At 68.6% G+C, this 17,443-nt stretch carries 18 protein-coding genes; 11 read left to right on the forward strand and 7 right to left on the reverse strand.

Annotated features, from left to right (window positions below; genetic code table 11):
* Positions 1-54 precede the first annotated feature (54 nt).
* From ABZ297_RS04600 to ABZ297_RS04625, 6 genes are all read left to right on the forward strand, one after another.
* Complete coding sequence (locus ABZ297_RS04600) at positions 55-2,331, forward strand: nitrate- and nitrite sensing domain-containing protein (protein ID WP_355339318.1); 2,277 nt, start codon at positions 55-57, stop codon at positions 2,329-2,331.
* Positions 2,331-2,762: a roadblock/LC7 domain-containing protein gene (locus ABZ297_RS04605; protein WP_355339436.1), complete on the forward strand. Its 432-nt coding sequence runs from the start codon at positions 2,331-2,333 to the stop codon at positions 2,760-2,762. Before ABZ297_RS04600 ends, ABZ297_RS04605 begins: the two co-directional genes overlap by 1 nt.
* Positions 2,759-3,154 (forward strand): DUF742 domain-containing protein, encoded by a 396-nt coding sequence (locus tag ABZ297_RS04610; protein WP_355339320.1) that lies wholly within the window; start codon positions 2,759-2,761, stop codon positions 3,152-3,154. The genes ABZ297_RS04605 and ABZ297_RS04610 overlap by 4 nt, the downstream gene beginning before the upstream one ends.
* Positions 3,135-3,734 carry an ATP/GTP-binding protein gene (locus ABZ297_RS04615; RefSeq protein WP_355339323.1) on the forward strand — a complete coding sequence of 200 codons (600 nt, stop codon included), beginning with the start codon at positions 3,135-3,137 and terminating at the stop codon, positions 3,732-3,734. Before ABZ297_RS04610 ends, ABZ297_RS04615 begins: the two co-directional genes overlap by 20 nt.
* A 200-nt stretch (positions 3,735-3,934) precedes the next feature.
* A complete protein-coding gene (locus ABZ297_RS04620) occupies positions 3,935-4,480 on the forward strand; it encodes a SigE family RNA polymerase sigma factor (RefSeq protein ID WP_355339438.1) in 546 nt (181 codons plus the stop codon).
* The gene (locus tag ABZ297_RS04625) at positions 4,477-5,526 is read left to right on the forward strand and encodes a hypothetical protein (protein ID WP_355339326.1); all 1,050 of its coding nucleotides are present in this window, start codon (positions 4,477-4,479) and stop codon (positions 5,524-5,526) included. The genes ABZ297_RS04620 and ABZ297_RS04625 overlap by 4 nt, the downstream gene beginning before the upstream one ends.
* Before the next feature lie 151 nt (positions 5,527-5,677).
* Here the strand turns inward: ABZ297_RS04625 and ABZ297_RS04630 are convergent, their stop codons facing one another.
* Entirely contained in the window at positions 5,678-6,577 is a 900-nt protein-coding gene (locus ABZ297_RS04630; RefSeq protein ID WP_355339440.1) for a M23 family metallopeptidase, read from the reverse strand.
* Between the two features lie 230 nt (positions 6,578-6,807).
* Here ABZ297_RS04630 and ABZ297_RS04635 point away from each other — a divergent pair, with 230 nt between their 5' ends.
* Both ABZ297_RS04635 and ABZ297_RS04640 read left to right on the forward strand, forming a co-directional pair.
* A complete protein-coding gene (locus ABZ297_RS04635) occupies positions 6,808-7,062 on the forward strand; it encodes a hypothetical protein (protein ID WP_355339329.1) in 255 nt (84 codons plus the stop codon).
* A gap of 169 nt (positions 7,063-7,231) precedes the next feature.
* Positions 7,232-8,083, forward strand: a complete 852-nt coding sequence (locus tag ABZ297_RS04640) for a DUF72 domain-containing protein (protein WP_355339332.1) — start codon at positions 7,232-7,234, stop codon at positions 8,081-8,083.
* Positions 8,084-9,485: 1,402 nt separating this feature from the next.
* Here the strand turns inward: ABZ297_RS04640 and ABZ297_RS04645 are convergent.
* The 4 genes from ABZ297_RS04645 to ABZ297_RS04660 form a co-directional block, all read right to left on the reverse strand.
* The gene (locus ABZ297_RS04645; RefSeq protein WP_355339335.1) at positions 9,486-10,274 is read right to left on the reverse strand and encodes an ABC-2 family transporter protein; all 789 of its coding nucleotides are present in this window, start codon (positions 10,272-10,274) and stop codon (positions 9,486-9,488) included.
* 4 nt (positions 10,275-10,278) lie between these two features.
* Positions 10,279-11,061, reverse strand: coding sequence for an ABC-2 family transporter protein (locus ABZ297_RS04650; RefSeq protein ID WP_355339338.1), 783 nt, complete (start codon positions 11,059-11,061; stop codon positions 10,279-10,281).
* The gene (locus tag ABZ297_RS04655) at positions 11,058-11,990 is read right to left on the reverse strand and encodes an ATP-binding cassette domain-containing protein (RefSeq protein WP_355339341.1); all 933 of its coding nucleotides are present in this window, start codon (positions 11,988-11,990) and stop codon (positions 11,058-11,060) included. Before ABZ297_RS04655 ends, ABZ297_RS04650 begins: the two co-directional genes overlap by 4 nt.
* 121 nt (positions 11,991-12,111) lie before the next feature.
* On the reverse strand, positions 12,112-12,570 hold the full coding sequence (locus tag ABZ297_RS04660) for a GNAT family N-acetyltransferase (protein ID WP_355339344.1): 459 nt from the start codon (positions 12,568-12,570) through the stop codon (positions 12,112-12,114).
* Positions 12,571-12,731: 161 nt separating this feature from the next.
* On the opposite strand from ABZ297_RS04660, the gene ABZ297_RS04665 reads away from it, so the two are divergent.
* The 3 genes from ABZ297_RS04665 to ABZ297_RS04675 are packed head-to-tail and all read left to right on the forward strand — an operon-like array spanning position 12,732 to position 15,374.
* The gene (locus ABZ297_RS04665) at positions 12,732-13,328 is read left to right on the forward strand and encodes an RNA polymerase sigma factor (protein ID WP_355339347.1); all 597 of its coding nucleotides are present in this window, start codon (positions 12,732-12,734) and stop codon (positions 13,326-13,328) included.
* Positions 13,321-14,472, forward strand: a complete 1,152-nt coding sequence (locus ABZ297_RS04670; RefSeq protein WP_355339350.1) for a CU044_5270 family protein — start codon at positions 13,321-13,323, stop codon at positions 14,470-14,472. The genes ABZ297_RS04665 and ABZ297_RS04670 overlap by 8 nt, the downstream gene beginning before the upstream one ends.
* Positions 14,473-14,486: 14 nt before the next feature.
* Complete coding sequence (locus ABZ297_RS04675) at positions 14,487-15,374, forward strand: CDP-alcohol phosphatidyltransferase family protein (RefSeq protein ID WP_355339353.1); 888 nt, start codon at positions 14,487-14,489, stop codon at positions 15,372-15,374.
* A gap of 153 nt (positions 15,375-15,527) precedes the next feature.
* On the opposite strand, the gene ABZ297_RS04680 is transcribed toward ABZ297_RS04675, so the two are convergent.
* Positions 15,528-16,496 (reverse strand): hypothetical protein, encoded by a 969-nt coding sequence (locus ABZ297_RS04680; RefSeq protein ID WP_355339356.1) that lies wholly within the window; start codon positions 16,494-16,496, stop codon positions 15,528-15,530.
* Positions 16,497-16,582: 86 nt separating this feature from the next.
* Positions 16,583-17,275 (reverse strand): DUF4097 family beta strand repeat-containing protein, encoded by a 693-nt coding sequence (locus ABZ297_RS04685; RefSeq protein ID WP_355339359.1) that lies wholly within the window; start codon positions 17,273-17,275, stop codon positions 16,583-16,585.
* Positions 17,276-17,443 lie beyond the last annotated feature (168 nt).

Raw genomic sequence — 17,443 nt, forward strand, 5'->3', positions numbered from 1 at the left:
GCCCGCCGGCTGCCCTTGCGTACCGTACTGATCATTGTCGTGTTCGTGCCGAGCATGACTTTCGCCCCACTGCTGGGTTCGGGCATGTACCAACTGGCCACTCAGTGGCAGGCGGAGAAGGCCCAGATGGATCTGGCCGCCAATACCGTCGGCATGCCTGCGGCCAACCTGTTCTTCAGCCTTGATCAGGAGCGACGGCTCACTGCGGAGGCGCAGGCCGGCCCCCGAAGCGCCTCCCGCGACAAGCTTGCCAAGCAACGCGCGGTGACCGATCAGGCCGTGAACGCCTTCCGTCCGCTGGTAGCCCTGGACACCACCGACGGACAGGAGGGGCTCAGCGACGCCATCGCCCGGACCGAGCGCGGCCTCGGCCTCCTCGACCAGCAGCGCCGGGCGGTGGACGCCGGTTGGTCCAGCGAGCAAGAGGCGTTCGCCTACTACAGCGGCGTCCTTGAGTCAGACCTCAGCGTGTTGACCGTCCTCAGCGAGACCGATCACGGCGAGGTGAGTAGTAAGGCGCAGACGCTGGTCGACCTTTTCTGGGTCGTCGACATGATCGGCCGCGAGGACGCCATTCTGGCCCGTGGCTGGGAGAAGGGGCACCTGACGAGGGACGAGTACGGCCTTGTCGCCGACGCCATCGGCACCAGGAAGCACCTCCTCCAGTCCCGGGTGCTCCCCAGTCTCATGGGCAACGAGAGCCAGTACGGAACGCTGACGACCAGCAAGGCGTGGGAGACCATGACCGCGTTGGAGGGGCGGCTGGTCGCCTCCGGGGTCAGCACCGATGGCAACCAGGTGAAACTCCGCGAAGACGGCTCCGCGTGGCGCTCTTCGGTGGACGCGATCACCCCGCAACTGCTGCAACTCCTCCGCCTCCGGCTCGACAACGTCAGCAGGATCGGCGGCAGCCACTCCGATCAGCTCTTCGTGGTCTTCATCAGTGTCACCAGCGTGGGCCTGCTCGCCTTGGGCCTGGTCATCGTCACCAGCTGGCGCCTCACCGCCGTTCTTCGTCGGCGCATCCTCCGCCTGCGCGAGGAGGCTCATGAACTCCAGGAGCGGCTGCCCGACGTGGTCGCCCGGCTGGGACGCGGCGAGGACGTCGACGTGGACGCGGAAGTACGCATGCTCGAGCCCACCCCCGACGAGCTCGGCGAGCTCGGCCAGGCCCTCAATCTGGCCAGTCGCAGCGCTGTCTTCACCGCCGTGCGGCAGGCCGAACAACACCGTGGCTTCCAACGCATGCTCCAGCGCATCGCCCGCCGTACCCAGATCCTCATCGGCCTTCAGCTGAAGAAGCTGGACGAACTGGAACGTAGGCACGAGGACCCCGAGGTGCTGGAGGGCCTGTTCGACCTGGACCACCTCACCGCTCGGCTGCGCCGCTACGAGGAGAACCTGGTGATCCTCGGCGGCGGCCAGCCGCAGCGTCGCTGGCGCAAGCCGGTACGCCTGCTCGATGTACTGCGCGCCGCGCAGGGCGAGGTCCAGGACTACCGACGGATCTCGATCGAGGTCGAGGGCGAACCCTGGGTAGCCGAGCGCGCGGTGGGACCGCTGGTCCACGTCCTGGCGGAACTCATGGAGAACGCCACCGCCTTCTCCAAACCGCCGACCCCCGTCGAGGTGCGGGCCGCACTGGTCAGCCGGGGTCTCGCCGTGGAGATCGAGGACCGCGGTCTGGGCATGGAACCCGAGCAGTACGCCGCCGCCAACGACCTGATGCAGTCACCGGCGGAGCTCGATGTGATGACCCACGCCGACGACGTGCGTCTCGGTCTGTACGTGGTCGCCCGGCTCTCCGCGGGCCTGGGCCTCCAGGTGGAACTGCGGCCGTCGGCCTTCGGCGGCACCCGTGTCATCGTGCTGCTCCCGGAAGCGCTGGTGGTGGACCGCCCCCGCGCGGTGCCCGAGCCGGCCGCGCGCCCCGAGGAGGTCCCCCAGAATCTCACCGGTCCGCAGCCCCACCCGCAGGAACCGGCCCACGAGGACGCGCAGTTGCCGACTCGCTCCAGGGGACGCGCGATGGCGTACGTAACGGCACCCGCCGCCGGATCACCGGATCTGGGCGACGCACCCCTGTCGTCCGACCGCCGGCCGCTGCCCCAGCGGGTGCGCCAGGCCAGCCTGGTTACCGAGCTCAAAGTCCCGGCGGACAGGGCTGAACAGAGCGACCAGAAACCCTGGGCCGTACGTGACCAGCCCAGCCGATCCAGTGCCACGATCGGCGCGTTCCAGAGACAGTCCCGCAGGCGCCGGACCGGTGACGAGGCCCTCCAGCCGAACGGATCCCCCGAGCTCAGCTCCCCTACGACGGAAGATCGATGATGACGCAGCGAACCACCGCCACCGACACAGACCTGGACTGGCTCCTGGACGGCCTGGTCGATCAGGTCGCGGGCACCCGGCACGCCATCGTGCTGTCGGACGACGGCCTGGTGATCAGCCGGTCCAAGACGATCGAACGCTCGGACGCCGAGCGCCTCGCCGCGATCGCCACCGGCCAGCAGAGCCTGGCTCGCGGTGTCGGGCAGCTGTTCAGCGGCGGGCCGGTACACCAGGTCATCATCGAGATGGCCGACCTGTGGCTGTTCGTCACAGCCGCGGGCCGCGGCACCCATCTGGCCGTGGTCGCGTCCCAGGAGGTCGACGCCGAACTGATGGCCGTCGCGATGCACACCCTGATCCAGCAGGTCGGGCAGAAGCTGGGAACCGACGCGCGTGCCCCGCAGGTCGACGACGCGGGGAGACACGGATGAAGCACTGGACGGAGGGTTTCGACGACGACGATGACGCCGACGGGTCCCTTGTTCGTCCCTATACGATCACCGGCGGACGAACCGCCCCCGAGCGGGACGACCTGACGCTGATCACTCTGGTGACGGCGATCTCCGAGATCTCTTCGGAGCACGGCCTGCGGAGGATGCAGCCGGAGCACCGCACCATCCTCGCTCTGTGCAAGCGGCCCCTGGCGGTGGCCGAAGTCGCCTCCGCGCTGAACCTCCCGGTGTCAGTGACCAAGATCCTCATCGGCGATCTGATCGGGGCCGGTCAGCTGCGCGCCCGGCCACCGCTGGCCTTCGCGCAGGCAAGCGGCCTTCCCGGAATGAAAATCCTTGAGGCGGTGAGGGATGGACTACGCAACCTCTGACCACGGCGACGCTGCTCCCCTGGCGGTGAAGGTCCTTATCGCCGGTGGTTTCGGCGTCGGGAAGACGACCATGGTCGGCGCGGTGAGCGAAGTCGCCCCACTGCGTACCGAGGAGTATCTGACCCATGCCAGCGTCGGCGTCGACGATCTCGAAGGGCTGAGTGGCAAGTCCACCACCACCGTCGCGCTGGACTTCGGGCGCATCACCATCAACAGCGAACTCGTGCTCTACCTGTTTGGCACCCCTGGGCAGGAACGCTTCTGGTTCATGTGGAACGACCTCGTCAACGGAGCGATGGGCGCGGTCGTCCTGGTCGACACCCGACGGCTGGATGTGAGCTTCGCGTCGATCGACTTCTTCGAGAGCCGCGGTATCCCCTTCGTGGTCGGCGTCAACTGCTTCCACGGCGTCAGGGACCGGACCGAGGAGGAGATCCGCAAGGCACTCGATCTCGATCCGCAGGTGCCGCTGGTGCTCTGTGACGCCCGCGACCGGACGGCGGGCCGCGATGTGCTGCTGGCGCTCATCGACCACCTGATGGCCGCTCAGTCTCGCACCGCACCGCACCCCGTGGCCTGACCGCGCCGCCCCAGGTTGCGGTCCCGGCCGAGCCCGCCACGTCAAGGACGCCAGGAGGTCGTGGCGGGGACGTCGGCCGCCACGTCACACGTACTGGCCGGTCAGGGGGACACGGCGATCCGCGGCCGTCACCCGCAGGGTTACGGGGCGAGTGGCTCCGGGGCTCGATGCGGACGTTCCAGATGTCAACCTGCCGTTGCATGGGGGGTTGGGCTTCGTCACATCGCCGGCAAAGGTTTTTGCAACGAAAGCAGGGGCCCGTACGTCCCTGGAAGGTGGAGTTCGAGGATTTCGTCCGCGCCCGAGGGCCGGCGTTACTGCGGTATGGCCTGGTGTTGACCGGCAATGCCGATGACGCCGCCGACCTGGTCCAGGAGGCGTTACTCAAGCTGAGCTCCTCCTGGCGGCGGGTCAGGAACAAGGACGATCCCGAGGGCTATGTCCGAACGATCATGGCCAGGCAGCACGTGAGCTGGTGGCGCAGACGGCGGAAGGAGCAGCTCACCGACGAGGTCCCTGCGCCAGTCCGGGAGGACGAGCACGATCTCAAGGACGTCTGGCAGCGCTTGCGCGCCTTGCCGTCCAAGCAGCGCGCGGTGCTGGTGCTGCGCTACTACGAAGACCTCGCCGACGACGAGATCGCCGCGATTCTCGGCATTTCGCAGGCGACCGTCCGCAGCCAAGCCTCACGCGCGCTCGCCACACTCCGCGTCAGGGCGCAGGCGCTCATCGGGAGGTGGGGATGAAGACGGAGGAAGAGCTGGCCAAGGCTTTGCGGACGATTGCCGAGCGGGCGCAGGACGTGGATCTGCTGCCCGGCATGGCGGCGAAGCGACGCCACCGGAGGCAGAGGAGAGTTCGCGTCCTGCTCGCGTCGGTCTGCGTGGCCGTGCTGGGGTGGGGCGCGCTGGTCGTGTGGCCTACGCGCCCCAGGCCCACCGTGGGGACGACGACCCCGGACAAGACGATCGAGCAGATATGGCCGCAGGCCGTGCTCACCGTTCCGGGGAGATACCGGCCTCTGGCTGCGATCAGCGCTACGCAGGTGCTGGTGCTCGCGGAGCCGGGGACGATCGAGGTCTATGACGTCACCACGCGCCGTTCGAGAGTGGTGGCCACGCTGCTCCAAGCTCCGCAGAGCGTGGCCGTGGATGTCGAGCGGGTCGCCTGGCTGGCCGAGGGATATGTGTGGGTCGCGCCCGTGCGCGGTAGCGGGCAGGCCAGACGGGTCGGGCCGGTCAAGGGCGAGGCGGTCGATCGGATCGCGCTCGCGGGCGACCATGTCGCCTGGTCCTCGCCGCTCGGCGGGGTGTGGCGGATGAGTATCGACGGAGGGGTACCCGAGATGGTGGCCAAGTCCAAGGGGTTGCAGCTCGCCGCATGGCCGTGGGCGATCGACGAGCCTCTCGACATCCGGACCAATCCCACCAGGGTCGTCAACCTGGAGACTGGTCGGACTGCCGCGATCACGGCGGCGCGCGGGGTGGAAGGGTTGCGTTGCGGGCCCACGTGGTGCCTCGGGGCTCGGGGTGACGACTCCGTGGTGCAGCGAATCGACGGCAGCCAGGTCCGCGTCCGCAGGTTGCTCCACGGTTATCCCTCTGCGTATCCGTACCAGGATCGGTTCTTCACCGGAGCCGCCATGGTCGTCTATGACGCCCACGCCGACGTGCTCGTCCCCTTCCACACTGCCAACGGGGAGCGGTGGTCGGTGGGCCAAGGCGTGATCTTCTGGCCGCAGAACGGCGGGGTGCGTGTGGTGAATCTGGCCGCCGTTCCCCCGGCGCAGTAGGCGGGCCGCCCAGCGACCCTTCGCGGCCGGTGATAAGGCTCCACCCAGGTCAAAGGCCACTTCCCGTGATCGGGTAGTGGCCTTTGACGTCTTGCGCAGCTGAGAAACCGGTCGCTGGTAGAACGCTTTTCAGCGACCGGCCGTCACGCTCTTAGCCGCAGTGTTCGAAGGGGCTGGTGTATGAGCTGCTGCCGACCGAGCCGCCCCACTTGACGCATTGACTGGCCGCGTTGCGCTTGACCGGCCCCGCGTAGTAGTCGTAGCTGCCGGAGTCGGTCGTCCTGCTCTCCCCTTGCGGCTCCAGGAAGGCCGACGTCGACGACGGTGAGCCGAGGTTCGTCGTCTTCAGCGTCACGACGCAGTTGTAGCCGTTGCCGGAGTTGTAGAGCAGGTAGGTGCGACCACCGGTGAGGCCGGCGGAGTCGATGACCGCGTAACCGCTGCCGCAGACCTCCTCAGGGGTGTAGGGGTTGCTGCTGCAGGTGTTGGTGCTGGTGATGGCCTTCTTCTCGCCCAAGGACACCGTCACGCCGTCCACGGTCGGGCTGGTGTCCACCGCACCGGTGGAGGTCCGCTGCTCGTAGTGCAGGTGCGGAGCGGTGGAGCCGCCCGTCGAGCCGACAGTCCCGATCGTGGTGCCCTGGCTGACGCTCATCGAGTCGCCGGCCGCCCTGACCATGGTCGCGAGGTGGGCATAGCGGGTTTTGGTTCCGTCACTGTGACGGACCTCCACCCACTTGCCGTAGCTCGTGCTGCCTGCGTCGGAGAAGTACGCGGTGCCCGAAGCGGTGGCGCGCACGGTTTCACCGTTGATGTCGTCGCCCCCATAGTTCTGCCAGTCGATGGCACCTGAGGGGCTGTGGCCGGGGGACCAGTTGTTGGCGTAGAAGGTCTTTCCGCAGTTGAACGGGCTCTTGTGCGACACGGCCAGGGCGCTGGTGCCCTGCGCCGAGGCGGCCTGGGGAATCAGCGCGGCCGCGAGGGTGACTAACAGGGCAGTGATCGTGGATCTGAGGGTCTTCGGCCAGGTCGGCCTGCTGGTTGTGGGCATGCTCACCTCTCTGAAGGTGCGTGTGGGGGGTGCGGTTGAGCGCCCAGCTCCTTGATGTCGATGAGCCCTGTGGCGACGGAACTACGTTGGCGGCATGGTGATCAATCTCGCCGGAAGGGAAAGGCCGCCGTCAGGGGACATTTCGACATCTCACCGCCTATAGAGGAGGACGGGTTGATCGTGAACATATCCCTGAAAGTTCTCTTCATCAATCTCTGTGACATGAAATTTTGCGGCTCTTAGAGCTCGGCGTCGAATCCGAACCGGCCAATGAGGGGCATGCCTTTATGTACGCTCAAAATCATAGATTTTGTCGCCTCTTATTCGACCCGGCTCCGCTCGGCCTCGCCTCACCGACAGGCGATCACTACGGTCCGCAACTGGCCGTACTCGCGGGCTGCGGTGTCATCGAAGGGCAGCGGATCGAACTCCGCCTCAACGGTCTGCAGGACCTTCATTCGCTGGGCAAGCTCGCCGCAGCCTGAGCCGCGTCTCGTGGGTTGCCGTAGACCCACGTGCGGGTCTTCCTGCCCAGATGTACTCGGCCGGCGACACCGGAAAGCTCGTCCCGGTTTCCACGCGATGGGCCGCTCAAGGGCGACGATACGGGGCAGTGACTTGCCTCTGGGCGAAGCATGGATAACGTCGAGGGTCATGCGGCTTCATGTGGGATGCGCGATGTGGACTCACGCGCCATGGCAGGGACGCCTCCTGCCCCATCCGCTCCCTCCCGGGGAGCGCCTGCGGGCCTATGCGACCTGGTGCAACGCGGTGGAGGGCAACACCACGTTCTACGCGACACCGGCGAGGAGCACGGTGGAGTCGTGGGCACGGCAGACCGGCCCCGACTTCCGTTTCGTGGTCAAGCTGCCCAAGTCGATCACCCACGAGCGCCGCCTTTCCGGCGTCGACGAGGAACTTCGGTCGTTCCTGGACACGATCGAGCCGCTCGGGACGCGGGCGCACGCTCTCCGGATCCAGCTGCCGGGGTCTTTCAGCCCGGCCGACCTCGGCGTCCTGGCGGGCTTCCTGCGCGGGCTGCCCCGCTCGTGCCGGTACGCCGTCGAAGTCCGCCACCGCGCCTTCTTCGACGACGCGCGGTCCGAGGGGCTGCTCGAAAGGGTTCTCGCCGGCGCCGGCGCCGAGTGGGTGCCGTTCGACACGACCGCGCTCTTCCAGACCCCGCCGACCAGCGACGCCGAACGAGACGCGTGGACGAAGAAGCCGCGGGTCCCGCGCCGGTCGTCCGCTCTCACCGACCGTCCGATCGTGCGCTACATCGGCCGGGACGCCACGGAGCGCACGATCGAGGGCTGGCAGCACTGGGTCGGCACGGTCACGGAGTGGCTGCGCGAGGGCCGCTCACCGACGGTGTTCATCCACACGCCCGACAACGCCGACGCGCTGCTGCTCGCCCGTCGCTTCCACGACGACGTCCGAGCCCGGCTGCCCGGGATCGAGCCGCTGCCCGAGCCCATGCCGGCCGAGCCGCTGACCCTCTTCTGATCCCGCAGGCTTCTGATCCTGGGGCGACCGGGCGCCGAGCGACAGGCCCAGTGCCAGGCAGATCAGCGGAATCGCCGGGATCACGTACCGCACGTCGTAGGCCGCCAGGAAGGGCGGGGAGACGATCAGCGCGAGCGCCGCGAGCCCAGGCAGCAGCGCGTCGAGGCGCCGTCTCACCAGGGCGGCCACCAGCGCCCCGACCAGGGCTGTCATCAGCAGAGGGAAGGGGACGTAGCCGAACCGCTGGTAGGCGCGCAGCCAGCCGGCGAACGGCTCGACGACCCGGGTGGTGGCCGGGCCCGCCTCGTACGACTCCGCGATGTCGCGCACCGAGCCGGTCAGCGGCCGCTCGTCCTGGGGGAACTTGTAGGGCGTCTTCTCGTCGGCGGCCGTGCGCTCCCAGCGCAGCAACTGCTTCAGGTCGGTCGCGACCGAGTCCAGGTAGCCGCCCGGCTGGGCGAGGATGGCCGCTCTGGCGAACTCTCCGGCGAGCTGGTTGCGGTTCGCGGCGCCGGGCACCTTGAGCAGCGGGGAGAAGCTCTCCCACAACCAGTAGGGCGGGTAGGGGCGCTGCTCCACCGGCATGCCGGGGCAGAGCACGGCGAGCCGCTCGGGAGGCTTGATCACGGCGCAGTCGGCGAAGCTCATGGTCCTGGACCACAGGAAGTTGCCGTCGGCCTCGGTCAGCCCGAACTTCCCCTTCTCCACCTTCGTCCAGGTGGCGTACGCCCCCAGGGGGATCGCGCCCGCCACGACCAGCGCCAGCAGCGGGCGCCAGCCGTACCTTCTGAGCAGCAGGTACGCGGCGGTCAGGAGCAGCAGCGGCAGGCCGACCGTCCTGGTGATCCCGGCCAGGCCGAGCAGCATCCCGCCGGCGGCGGCCGTCGCCGGGGTGACGCGCCACACGATGAGCACGATCGCGCCGGTCACCAGCACGATGAAGACGGCGTCCGCCATGATCATGTGTTCGAGCAGCACGAGGAACTCGTCGAACAGCAGCGGAGTGACCAGGAGGGTGGCCCCCCAGCCCGGCAGGCCGCGCCGCCGCAGCAGCGCGTAGATGGCCACCGCCAGCGCCAGGACCAGCAGGTGCTGCAGGACCGTCACCAGCGTCAGGCTGTGCGCGGGCCGGAGCAGCGCCAGGAGCAGGGAGTATCCGGACGGCCTGGTCGTTCCTGGCGCCAGTTCGGCGCGCAGGAAGGCGAACGAGTCGCCGTAGAAGAGCAACGCCGGCGGGAACCCGAGCACCGTGAGCAGCCGTAACCCGATCGCGGGCACCACGGCGATGACCAGTGCGCGATGAGCCAATGCGCGATGAGCCAATGCGACGCCGCTTCCTCGTGTGAACCGGACTTCACCCTAGCCTCAGTCCTGCGCGGAGCTGTCACCGCGCAGGTCACGGCTAGCTGCCGACGCTGTGGTAGTGCCGCAGTTGGCGCTCCCAGAAGCGGTAGGCGAGGGTGAAGAGGGCGAGCCCCAGGAGCGGGCTCCCGTACGCCGCGAGGACTGGCACGTTCAACTCGTCCGCCCTGCCCAGCAGCACGCTCGCCGGCACGTACGCGACGAAGGCCACCGGCAGCACGAAGGTCAGCAACCACTGCGTGACCCCGCCGAACACGCTCATCGGGTACGAGCCGAACTTGCTGAACACGTCGTCCAGGAAGCCGCGCAGCGCGAAGGTCTCCAGCATGCGCAACGACAGGGACGCCAGCGACAGGTGGATCGACGCCTCCACCAGCGCGCCGCCCACCACGGTCAGCAGGGAGAAGGCGATCATGCCGAGCGTCCAGGGTGGCGCCGCGACGAGCAGCAGGACGAGCCCGGTCAGCAGGTCGCCGACCTGGCCCACGCCCATGCGCTTGGCCATCACCTGGACGAGCGGATTGAGCGGACGCAGCAGCACGCGGTCCATTTCGCCCTCGCGTACCAGCCACTCCATGCCGATGAGGCTGCTCAGCGGCAGCATGCACAGCGCGTGCGCCGTCAGCCGCAGGCCGTACAGGAAGGCGATCTCGCGCAGGCTCCAGCCCGCCATCGTGGGGAAGGTGTGCATGACGACCCAGACGAAGGCGAAGCCGCTGCCCTGGTAGACCACGCCGGTGGCGACGCCGATCAGCGTGTTCAGCCGGTACTGCAGCGCGCCGCGCGCGGTCGCCCGCTGCAGCCGCACGTACAGGCGCAGGGTACGCATGACCTCAGCCACCGTTGATCACCACCCTGCGGTGCGCGCGCCGCCAGACCAGCCACAGCAACGCGGTCAGCGCGGCGATCCAGGCCAGTTCGACCAGCACGGCCTGGAGCACGTCCGGGCCGGTCAGCCTGCCGACGTAGACGGCGGCCGGGACGTACCCCATGTACTGGAACGGCAGCGCCTGGGCGAACGCGCCGAGCGCGCCAGGGAAGAAGGACAGCGGCACCATGGTGCCCGCGAAGAACTGGCTGATCAGCCGGTACAGCAGCGAGATCGCCCCCGTTTCCAGCGTCCAGAAACCGATCATGCAGATGAGCAGCGACATCATCATCGAGATCACATAGCCGAGGATCAGCGTCGCCGCGTAGCCGAGCGGCTGCGCGGTCGGCGTGATCGAGCCGACCAGCAGCACCACCGGGACGGCCGGCGCCATCAGGAGCAGCCCGCCCAGCGTGTGGCCCGCCTGGAATGCGGCCAGCTGCGGCAGGTAGCCGGTCGGCCGGGACAGGTCGAAGAACACCATGCCGGTACGGATCCGGAAGTGGGCGATACGCGTGATGATCGGGGTGATGGCGAACGCCTGGAGGTTGGCCAGTGTCAGGTAGGCGAGCAGCGCCTCCAGCGTGAGGCCCTGAGCCTGCTGGCGCTCGCCGTACACGGCCGTCCACACCATGCGTAACAGGAACACCTGCGCGACCAGCGCAAGCACCGCCATCAGCACGTCGCTGCGGTAGGCGAACTGGTAGCGCAGGCCGATGCGGGCCGTCCCGGTCAGCGGGCGGATCATCCGGCGCTCTCGGCGTAGATGCGCTTGAGCACGTCTTCCAGGCCAGGTTCCTCGATCGACAGGTCGCGGATCGTATGCTCGGCGGCGATCTGGCCGATCAGCTCCGGCACCGGCGTGTCGCCGGAGAGGTCGAAGGTACGGGTGTCCTCGGCGGCCCCCGCGAGGTGGACGACCAGCCGCCGGGGCGGAGCGTACGCGGTGACGAGCGCGTCGATGCCGCCGTCGTACAGCACGCGGCCCTTGTCGATGAGGATGATGCGCTTGCAGAGGGCCTCGACGTCGGCCAGGTCGTGGGTGGTCAGCACGACGGTGGTGCGGCCGTCCCTGTTGGTGTCGGCGATGAACTCGCGTACGGCCTGCTTGGCGAGCACGTCGAGGCCGACGGTGGGCTCGTCGAGGTAGAGGATGGGCGGCTCGTACAGCATGGCCGCGGCCAGGTCGCCGCGCATCCGCTGGCCCAGGCTGAGCTGGCGGACCGGGGTGTCGAGGAAGTCGTCGAGGCCGAGCAGGTCGCGCATGCGGCGCAGCGAAGCGGTGAAACGGTCGGCGGGCACGTCGTACAGGTCGCCGACCAGGCGTAACGACTCGATCAGCGGCAGATCCCACCACAGCTGGCTGCGCTGCCCGAAGACCACGCCGACGGCGCGCGCGTTGGCCGTCCGCTCCCGCCACGGCACCCGGCCGTCGACCTCGACCAGGCCGCTGGTGGGGGTGAGGATTCCGGTCAGCATCTTCACCGTGGTGGACTTGCCGGCGCCGTTCGCGCCGAGGTACCCGACGACCTCGCCGCGCGGGATCTCGAAGCTGACGTCGTCGACCGCGACCCGCTCCTCGTACTGCCGGGTCACGAGCGTGCGCAGCGAACCGAGAACGCCAGGAAAGGTACGGGGGCGGCGAAAGACCTTCGTCAACGACTCAACCCTGATCATGACGACAACCTTCGTTCGGACGACCTCATCTGGCAACTAGTTTCTGCCGGGCAGGCTCCCTCTACGTGCGCGAGACCTCCTCGCCGCACTGGTACGTCCTGCGGACGTGATCACCTGGCGCCTACTTCTCGCCCAGCACGAGCATGACGTGCTCGTTCTCGCCGTGCATGACGGTCGCGGTGCGGCGAAAGCCGCACCTTTCCAGCAGCCGCACCGAGCCGGTGTTCCCGATATACGGGTCGGCGTAGAGGGGGCGGGCCTTCTCCTGCTGCAGGAAGAGCGTGAGCGCCCTGGTGCCGATGCCGCGGCCCCAGTACTCGCGGCCGAACCAGTAGCCGATGAAGCGTTCGTCCTCCTCCCACCAGGCGATGATGTTGCCGGCCAACTCGCCGTCGACGGTGACCGCCTGCACGTAGACGGTCGGATCATCGAGGATCTTCGTGGTCCAGTGGGTCATGAAGCGGTCTCGCTCACGGGGAGGGAACTGCGACCGCCTGGCCGCCTCGGGGTCCTGCTCCTGCTGGAAGAAGGTCTCCAGGTCGGCCTCCTGGACGTCCCTCAGCTGCACGTCGTGGCTCATGCGGGGCAGTCTGGCATCCGACCCTGACAATTCCCACGGTCGTCTGAGGCGCCCGTAAGCCGACATTCACCGAAAGAGTGGGCTGATCCCGAAAAAAGTGTGAAGAGAGATCGGGGCTGCGGCGGAATAGAGGTGTAACCCACAGAAGGGACACCATGCGCATGGCAGCTCCCCCGGACGTGCCCGTGGCAGCCGATGACGCCGCGCTCATCGAGCAGTCCGGGCACCACCCGGAATCGTTCGCCGTGCTCTACGACCGCTACTTCGACGAGATACACCGCTACGTCGCCGGACGGCTCGGCACGCAGATCGCCGACGATCTGGCCGCCGAGACGTTCCTGGTGGCGTTCAGGAAACGGCAGACGTTCGACCCCGCCCGGGGCGCCGTGCGGCCCTGGCTCTACGGGATCGCCACCAACCTGCTCGCCCAGCACAGGAGGAGCGAGACGCGCAGGCTGGAGGCGTTCCAGCGGGCACCTGTCGGCGAAGTGGCAGACGACGGGCACGAGGACAGGGTGACGGCCAGGGTGGCCGCCGCGAACGCACAGGGGCGGCTCGCGGCGGCACTGGGACGCCTTTCTGTCGGTGACCGCGACGTGCTGCTCCTCGTCGCGCTCGCCGACCTCAGCTACGAGGAGGTCGCGCAGACCCTCGACATTCCGTTCGGGACGGTCGGCTCCCGGCTCAACCGGGTGCGCAAGAAACTCCGCAGAGCCCTGGGCGGCGTCAACCCCATGATCGGAGGGTTCGATGGATGAGCTGAACGGCAACCAGGCCGACGCGAACGAGCTGACCGCCGTGCGCGACCTCCTGTCCATGCCCGGCCCCTCGCCCGACGTCGTCGACTCCGGCCGGGCCAGACTCCTGGGGGCGCTGGCGGTCGGCGTACCTCGGGAAGAACCGCCCCGCAGGTCGCGGTGGTGGGCGCCGGTCCGCAACGGGCTGATCGGCGCGACGGCGGCGGCCGCGCTGGCGCTCGCCGTGGCCCTGTCGTCCGGCTCGCTGGTGCGCATCTCGCCCGATCCCGTCGTGTCCGGCCCCGCCGGGCCGACCGCCAGGCAGATCCTGCTCGCCGCGGCGAGCGCCATGGCCAGGACGCCGTCCGATGGGGCCTACTGGCGTACCAGGGTCGTCTCCGGGCAGCTGATCCTCTCCCCGGACCGCGGCTACGTCCTCAGGCGCGAGTCCACCCGCGAGATCTGGCTCTCCAAGCAGGACGGCGGGCGGGACCGGTGGACGGGCCGCTACCTCGGCGCCGAACCGGCGACACCCCAGGACGAGACGGCGTGGCGGGCCGCGGGCTCGCCGAGCAGCTGGCAGTACCCGGCCGACGTGAGCGGGCTGGGCCGCGTCCCCTCCAAGGCGCTGGTGGAGTCGGCGCCCGGCGAGCCGCGGACCGGGCCGCACCGCGTCGGCTGGCGGAACGCGGACGGCATCCTGACCAAGCAACTCGTCAGCTGGAAGGCGCTGCGCACGATCCCGAGCGACCCCACGCGGCTGCGCGCGTTCCTCGTGGCCCGCATCGCGCGGGAGTACGGCGCGTACGTCGGCCGCGAGATGGAAGCCGAGCTGCGCGAGAGCTGCCTGGAGATCATCTCCGGGTTGCCCGTCTCGCCCGAGGTGCGGTCCTCGGCGTACCAGATCCTGGCCTCCATGCCCGGTATGAAGGCGGAGGGCGAGGTCACCGACCCGCTCGGACGCACCGGCCAGGCCCTGAGCTACCAGGTCGGCCACGACGGGCAGCTCAGCGACGAGCGGTTCGTGATCGACCCGGCGAGCGGGCTGCCGCTGGCCGTGGAGACGAAGAGCGCCACCAAGCTCGCCGACGGACGGGACGTCGAGACCGGCACCTTCACCGCATACCAGGAAATCGGCTGGACCGACCAAGCACCCACTCACTGATACGGAGTTCGACCATGGCGGTATTCGGCATGCCCAGATTCACCCTGAACGACGTGCGCACGCAGACGTACAAACCGCGGGACGCCTGGTGGACGGTGTTCCTGGTCGATCCGCTCGCCGGACGCCTGGTGGTCGGCGTGGCGAATCGCACCTCTGTCACGCCGAACCAGATCACCTGGGGCGCCTTCTTACTCGGGCTCGGCTCGGCCGCGTGCTTCCTGATGGCCGACTGGTCGTGGCTGGTCGCCGGGGCCGTCCTGTACCACCTGAGCTTCGTCCTGGACTGCATGGACGGCAAGATCGCCCGTCTTAAGGGCACCGGCACCGTGCTGGGCGGCTGGCTCGACTACGTCTTCGATCGGATCCGCGTGCTCACCTGCGCCCTGGCGCTCATGTGGGGCCAGTTCAAGGCGACAGGCGCGGAGTTCTACCTGGTGCTCGGCGTCCTCGTCGTCTTCCTCGACATGCTCCGGTACGTGGACGCGCTCCAGGTGGCGAAGGTACGCCGCCAGATGCGCCGCAAACTGGACGAAGCGATCGAGGAGGCCACCGGAGTGCCGGCCAGCGACCGTCCCCAGGTTTCAGAGCCCGACGAGATCCCCTCGGCGGACTCGGTGGACCTCCAGCAGCACTTCCGCGCGCACTTCGCCTGGTACATCCGCATCCGCGACTGGCTGCGCGACCACCGCGTCCGGGCACACCTGATCAGCGGCATCGAGTTCCAGATGGCGGTGTTCATCGTCGGCCCGCTCACAGGTGCGATCGCGCCGGTGACGATCGGCACGGCGGTGCTCCTGCTGGTCTTCGAGCTTGCGATCATGTTCAAGCTCTGGCTGTCCTCCCGGGACCTCACCCGGGCGCTGGCGGAGATCCGCTCGTCCCCGATGACCACCGGGCTCTGACCGCCGCTCACGCCGGAATCCAGGAGGTCAAGCAGGTGATCATCTCTCGGGAGACGTCGTTCGACGAGGACGAGATCTTCCAGCTCTACGATTCGGTCGGCTGGGGGCCCTGGACGCGCGACATCGCCAGGGAGAGCCGGCCAGTAGCCGACCTCAGGACGCGGGCCCCAGCAGAGCCCAGCTGCGCTCGTCACCCCAGATCGAGAACGCGTCGACGTACGGCCGCAGCAACGCGGTCAGCTCCGCGTCGCCCTGGCCGTTGAGCTCGTCCTCCGCTATCTGCCGGGCCGCCCCGACGAGCAGGTCGGCGACCTGCACCCGTGGATCAGTGCGCGAGACGACCAGCCGCAGGCCGGTCAGCCCGCCGGTCGGCGAAGCGGCGAAGATCCCCTTGAGCTGGGTGACGCGCTCTTCCGTCAACATGGTCTGCCGATCGTGCACGATCGAAACCGGCTCTCCGCCCGCGCCCCAGTGGACGACCGCCTGGACGATGGCCGGGAGCAACGGGTCCAGCGGCGGCATCACGGCTGGGTCGTCGAGCAGCCGCGCCCGGAAGGCGTCCACGCGCGGCCTGGCCTGCCAGAGCTGCTCCATGATCTCGCCTGTCGGGCCCGGCGCGAGGCGCAGGGAGTCGACCAGCTCGAAGGCCGAGTCGACGGACGCGACCGGGCCCCGGCCGTTCTTGGCGCGCAGCACGTCGTTGAACGACTCCAGGAAGTCGTGCCATCGGTCGCGTCCGAACGCGCTCGGGCCCTCGCGATACAGGGTGACGGCCTGCCGGGGCCCGGAGGTCTCCGCCGCGAGCAGCTCGACGACCTTCGCTACGACGAGGAAGGCTTTGTCGATCAGGTAGACGTGCGCGTTTCCGTGGAGCGGGCTCGACGGCCCGAGCAGCCATTTGAGGGCTTCCCGGTGCTTTTTTCGGCGGATGACGTCGGATTTGTATTCAATGGTGGGAGAAGGCGCCCTGTTCCGTGTTTCCTCGATGCAGTCGGCCGCCGATTCGATCTCCAGTCGCACGCTGGCGTGCGCGAACACGTCGGTATTTCCACCGATGAGTTTCTCGCCCTCGGACCCGGACTCGTCGCAGGCTATCTCAAGGCCGCTGGATGCGAATGTCACTGCCTGCTTCTCTCACGGCTGGGCGTCGCTTTTGCCGTCAAGTCTGGCAAAGTGGCGCCGGGGCCTCAACAGGGTTTCCAGGCGGCTCAGGGGGTCACGGCCTCCAGGTCGCCCGAGTCGCTGATCAGGCTGATCGAACGCTGCGACGAGGGGTCGTGGGTCGCGGTGACCTTCTTGCCGCCCGAGTCCGTCCGGGTGACGATGTTGTACGGGCCCTGGGGGACGTGCACGACGCTCCTGCCCGAATCCGTCGACGTTTCCACCTTGTCGGGCGCGTCGGTGAAGACGAGCGTGATGTCGCCCGAGTCGGTCGCGGCGACCCCCTGCTTGCTGGTCAACCCGCTCGCGTCGATCGCCCCGGAGTCGCTCTGCGCCTCGACGTCCCCCGACAGCGTCTTCAGTGTCACCTTCCCCGAGTCGGTGGTGGCCTTGACGCGCAACCCCCTGGGCACCTCCACCTGGTAGCTCACCTCGCAGTTCGAGCCGGCCAGGCTGGGAGGGCAGGTGAACTTCAGGGTCAGCGTGTCGCCCTGCACGTCGTGGCTGGCGGCAGGCCGCTCCCCGCGCCAGCTGAGGCTCTCGGTCACGTGGATGCCCTGCCGGTCGGACCCGACCACCTCGACGGTGCCCGAGTCGGCCTCGACCTGAAGCCCGGCCACCTTGTCGGCGACATCGTAGGACGCCTTGTCCTGCTTGAGGGTTCCGCCGAGCCCGCACCCCGTCAACAGGGCCCCGAGCCCCAGCAGACCCGCGATCACAATCGTCCTCTTCACGTCCATGGCAGCCAAGTCTTCCGTGGCCCGGGTGAAACAGCCTCAGGGAGGTCCCTGAAACACCCCTGAGGCCCGCCCTAAGACCAGCCTGGCGCGGCCGGGCGCCGCTACTTCGCCGCCGAGCCGCCGGCGGCCTACCTCCGGCTCGGGTTCGCGGCCACCGACGACCTCGCG

The organism is Nonomuraea sp. NPDC005983, from assembly GCF_040614375.1.
Classification (GTDB): Bacteria; Actinomycetota; Actinomycetes; order Streptosporangiales; family Streptosporangiaceae; genus Nonomuraea.

What these genes read in the sequence shown, in the direction of transcription:
- ABZ297_RS04620 (WP_355339438.1), top strand. Translation starts at nt 3,935, where the DNA reads ATGGGGGGTTGGGCTTCGTCACATCGCCGGCAAAGGTTTTTGCAACGA.
- ABZ297_RS04615 (WP_355339323.1), top strand. Translation starts at nt 3,135, where the DNA reads ATGGACTACGCAACCTCTGACCACGGCGACGCTGCTCCCCTGGCGGTG.
- ABZ297_RS04655 (WP_355339341.1), bottom strand. Translation starts at nt 11,990, where the DNA reads ATGATCAGGGTTGAGTCGTTGACGAAGGTCTTTCGCCGCCCCCGTACC.
- ABZ297_RS04675 (WP_355339353.1), top strand. Translation starts at nt 14,487, where the DNA reads ATGGCGGTATTCGGCATGCCCAGATTCACCCTGAACGACGTGCGCACG.
- ABZ297_RS04610 (WP_355339320.1), top strand. Translation starts at nt 2,759, where the DNA reads ATGAAGCACTGGACGGAGGGTTTCGACGACGACGATGACGCCGACGGG.
- ABZ297_RS04685 (WP_355339359.1), bottom strand. Translation starts at nt 17,275, where the DNA reads ATGGACGTGAAGAGGACGATTGTGATCGCGGGTCTGCTGGGGCTCGGG.
- ABZ297_RS04645 (WP_355339335.1), bottom strand. Translation starts at nt 10,274, where the DNA reads ATGCGTACCCTGCGCCTGTACGTGCGGCTGCAGCGGGCGACCGCGCGC.
- ABZ297_RS04630 (WP_355339440.1), bottom strand. Translation starts at nt 6,577, where the DNA reads ATGCCCACAACCAGCAGGCCGACCTGGCCGAAGACCCTCAGATCCACG.
- ABZ297_RS04605 (WP_355339436.1), top strand. Translation starts at nt 2,331, where the DNA reads ATGACGCAGCGAACCACCGCCACCGACACAGACCTGGACTGGCTCCTG.
- ABZ297_RS04640 (WP_355339332.1), top strand. Translation starts at nt 7,232, where the DNA reads ATGCGGCTTCATGTGGGATGCGCGATGTGGACTCACGCGCCATGGCAG.
- ABZ297_RS04660 (WP_355339344.1), bottom strand. Translation starts at nt 12,570, where the DNA reads ATGAGCCACGACGTGCAGCTGAGGGACGTCCAGGAGGCCGACCTGGAG.
- ABZ297_RS04650 (WP_355339338.1), bottom strand. Translation starts at nt 11,061, where the DNA reads ATGATCCGCCCGCTGACCGGGACGGCCCGCATCGGCCTGCGCTACCAG.
- ABZ297_RS04600 (WP_355339318.1), top strand. Translation starts at nt 55, where the DNA reads ATGACTTTCGCCCCACTGCTGGGTTCGGGCATGTACCAACTGGCCACT.
- ABZ297_RS04665 (WP_355339347.1), top strand. Translation starts at nt 12,732, where the DNA reads ATGGCAGCTCCCCCGGACGTGCCCGTGGCAGCCGATGACGCCGCGCTC.
- ABZ297_RS04670 (WP_355339350.1), top strand. Translation starts at nt 13,321, where the DNA reads ATGGATGAGCTGAACGGCAACCAGGCCGACGCGAACGAGCTGACCGCC.
- ABZ297_RS04625 (WP_355339326.1), top strand. Translation starts at nt 4,477, where the DNA reads ATGAAGACGGAGGAAGAGCTGGCCAAGGCTTTGCGGACGATTGCCGAG.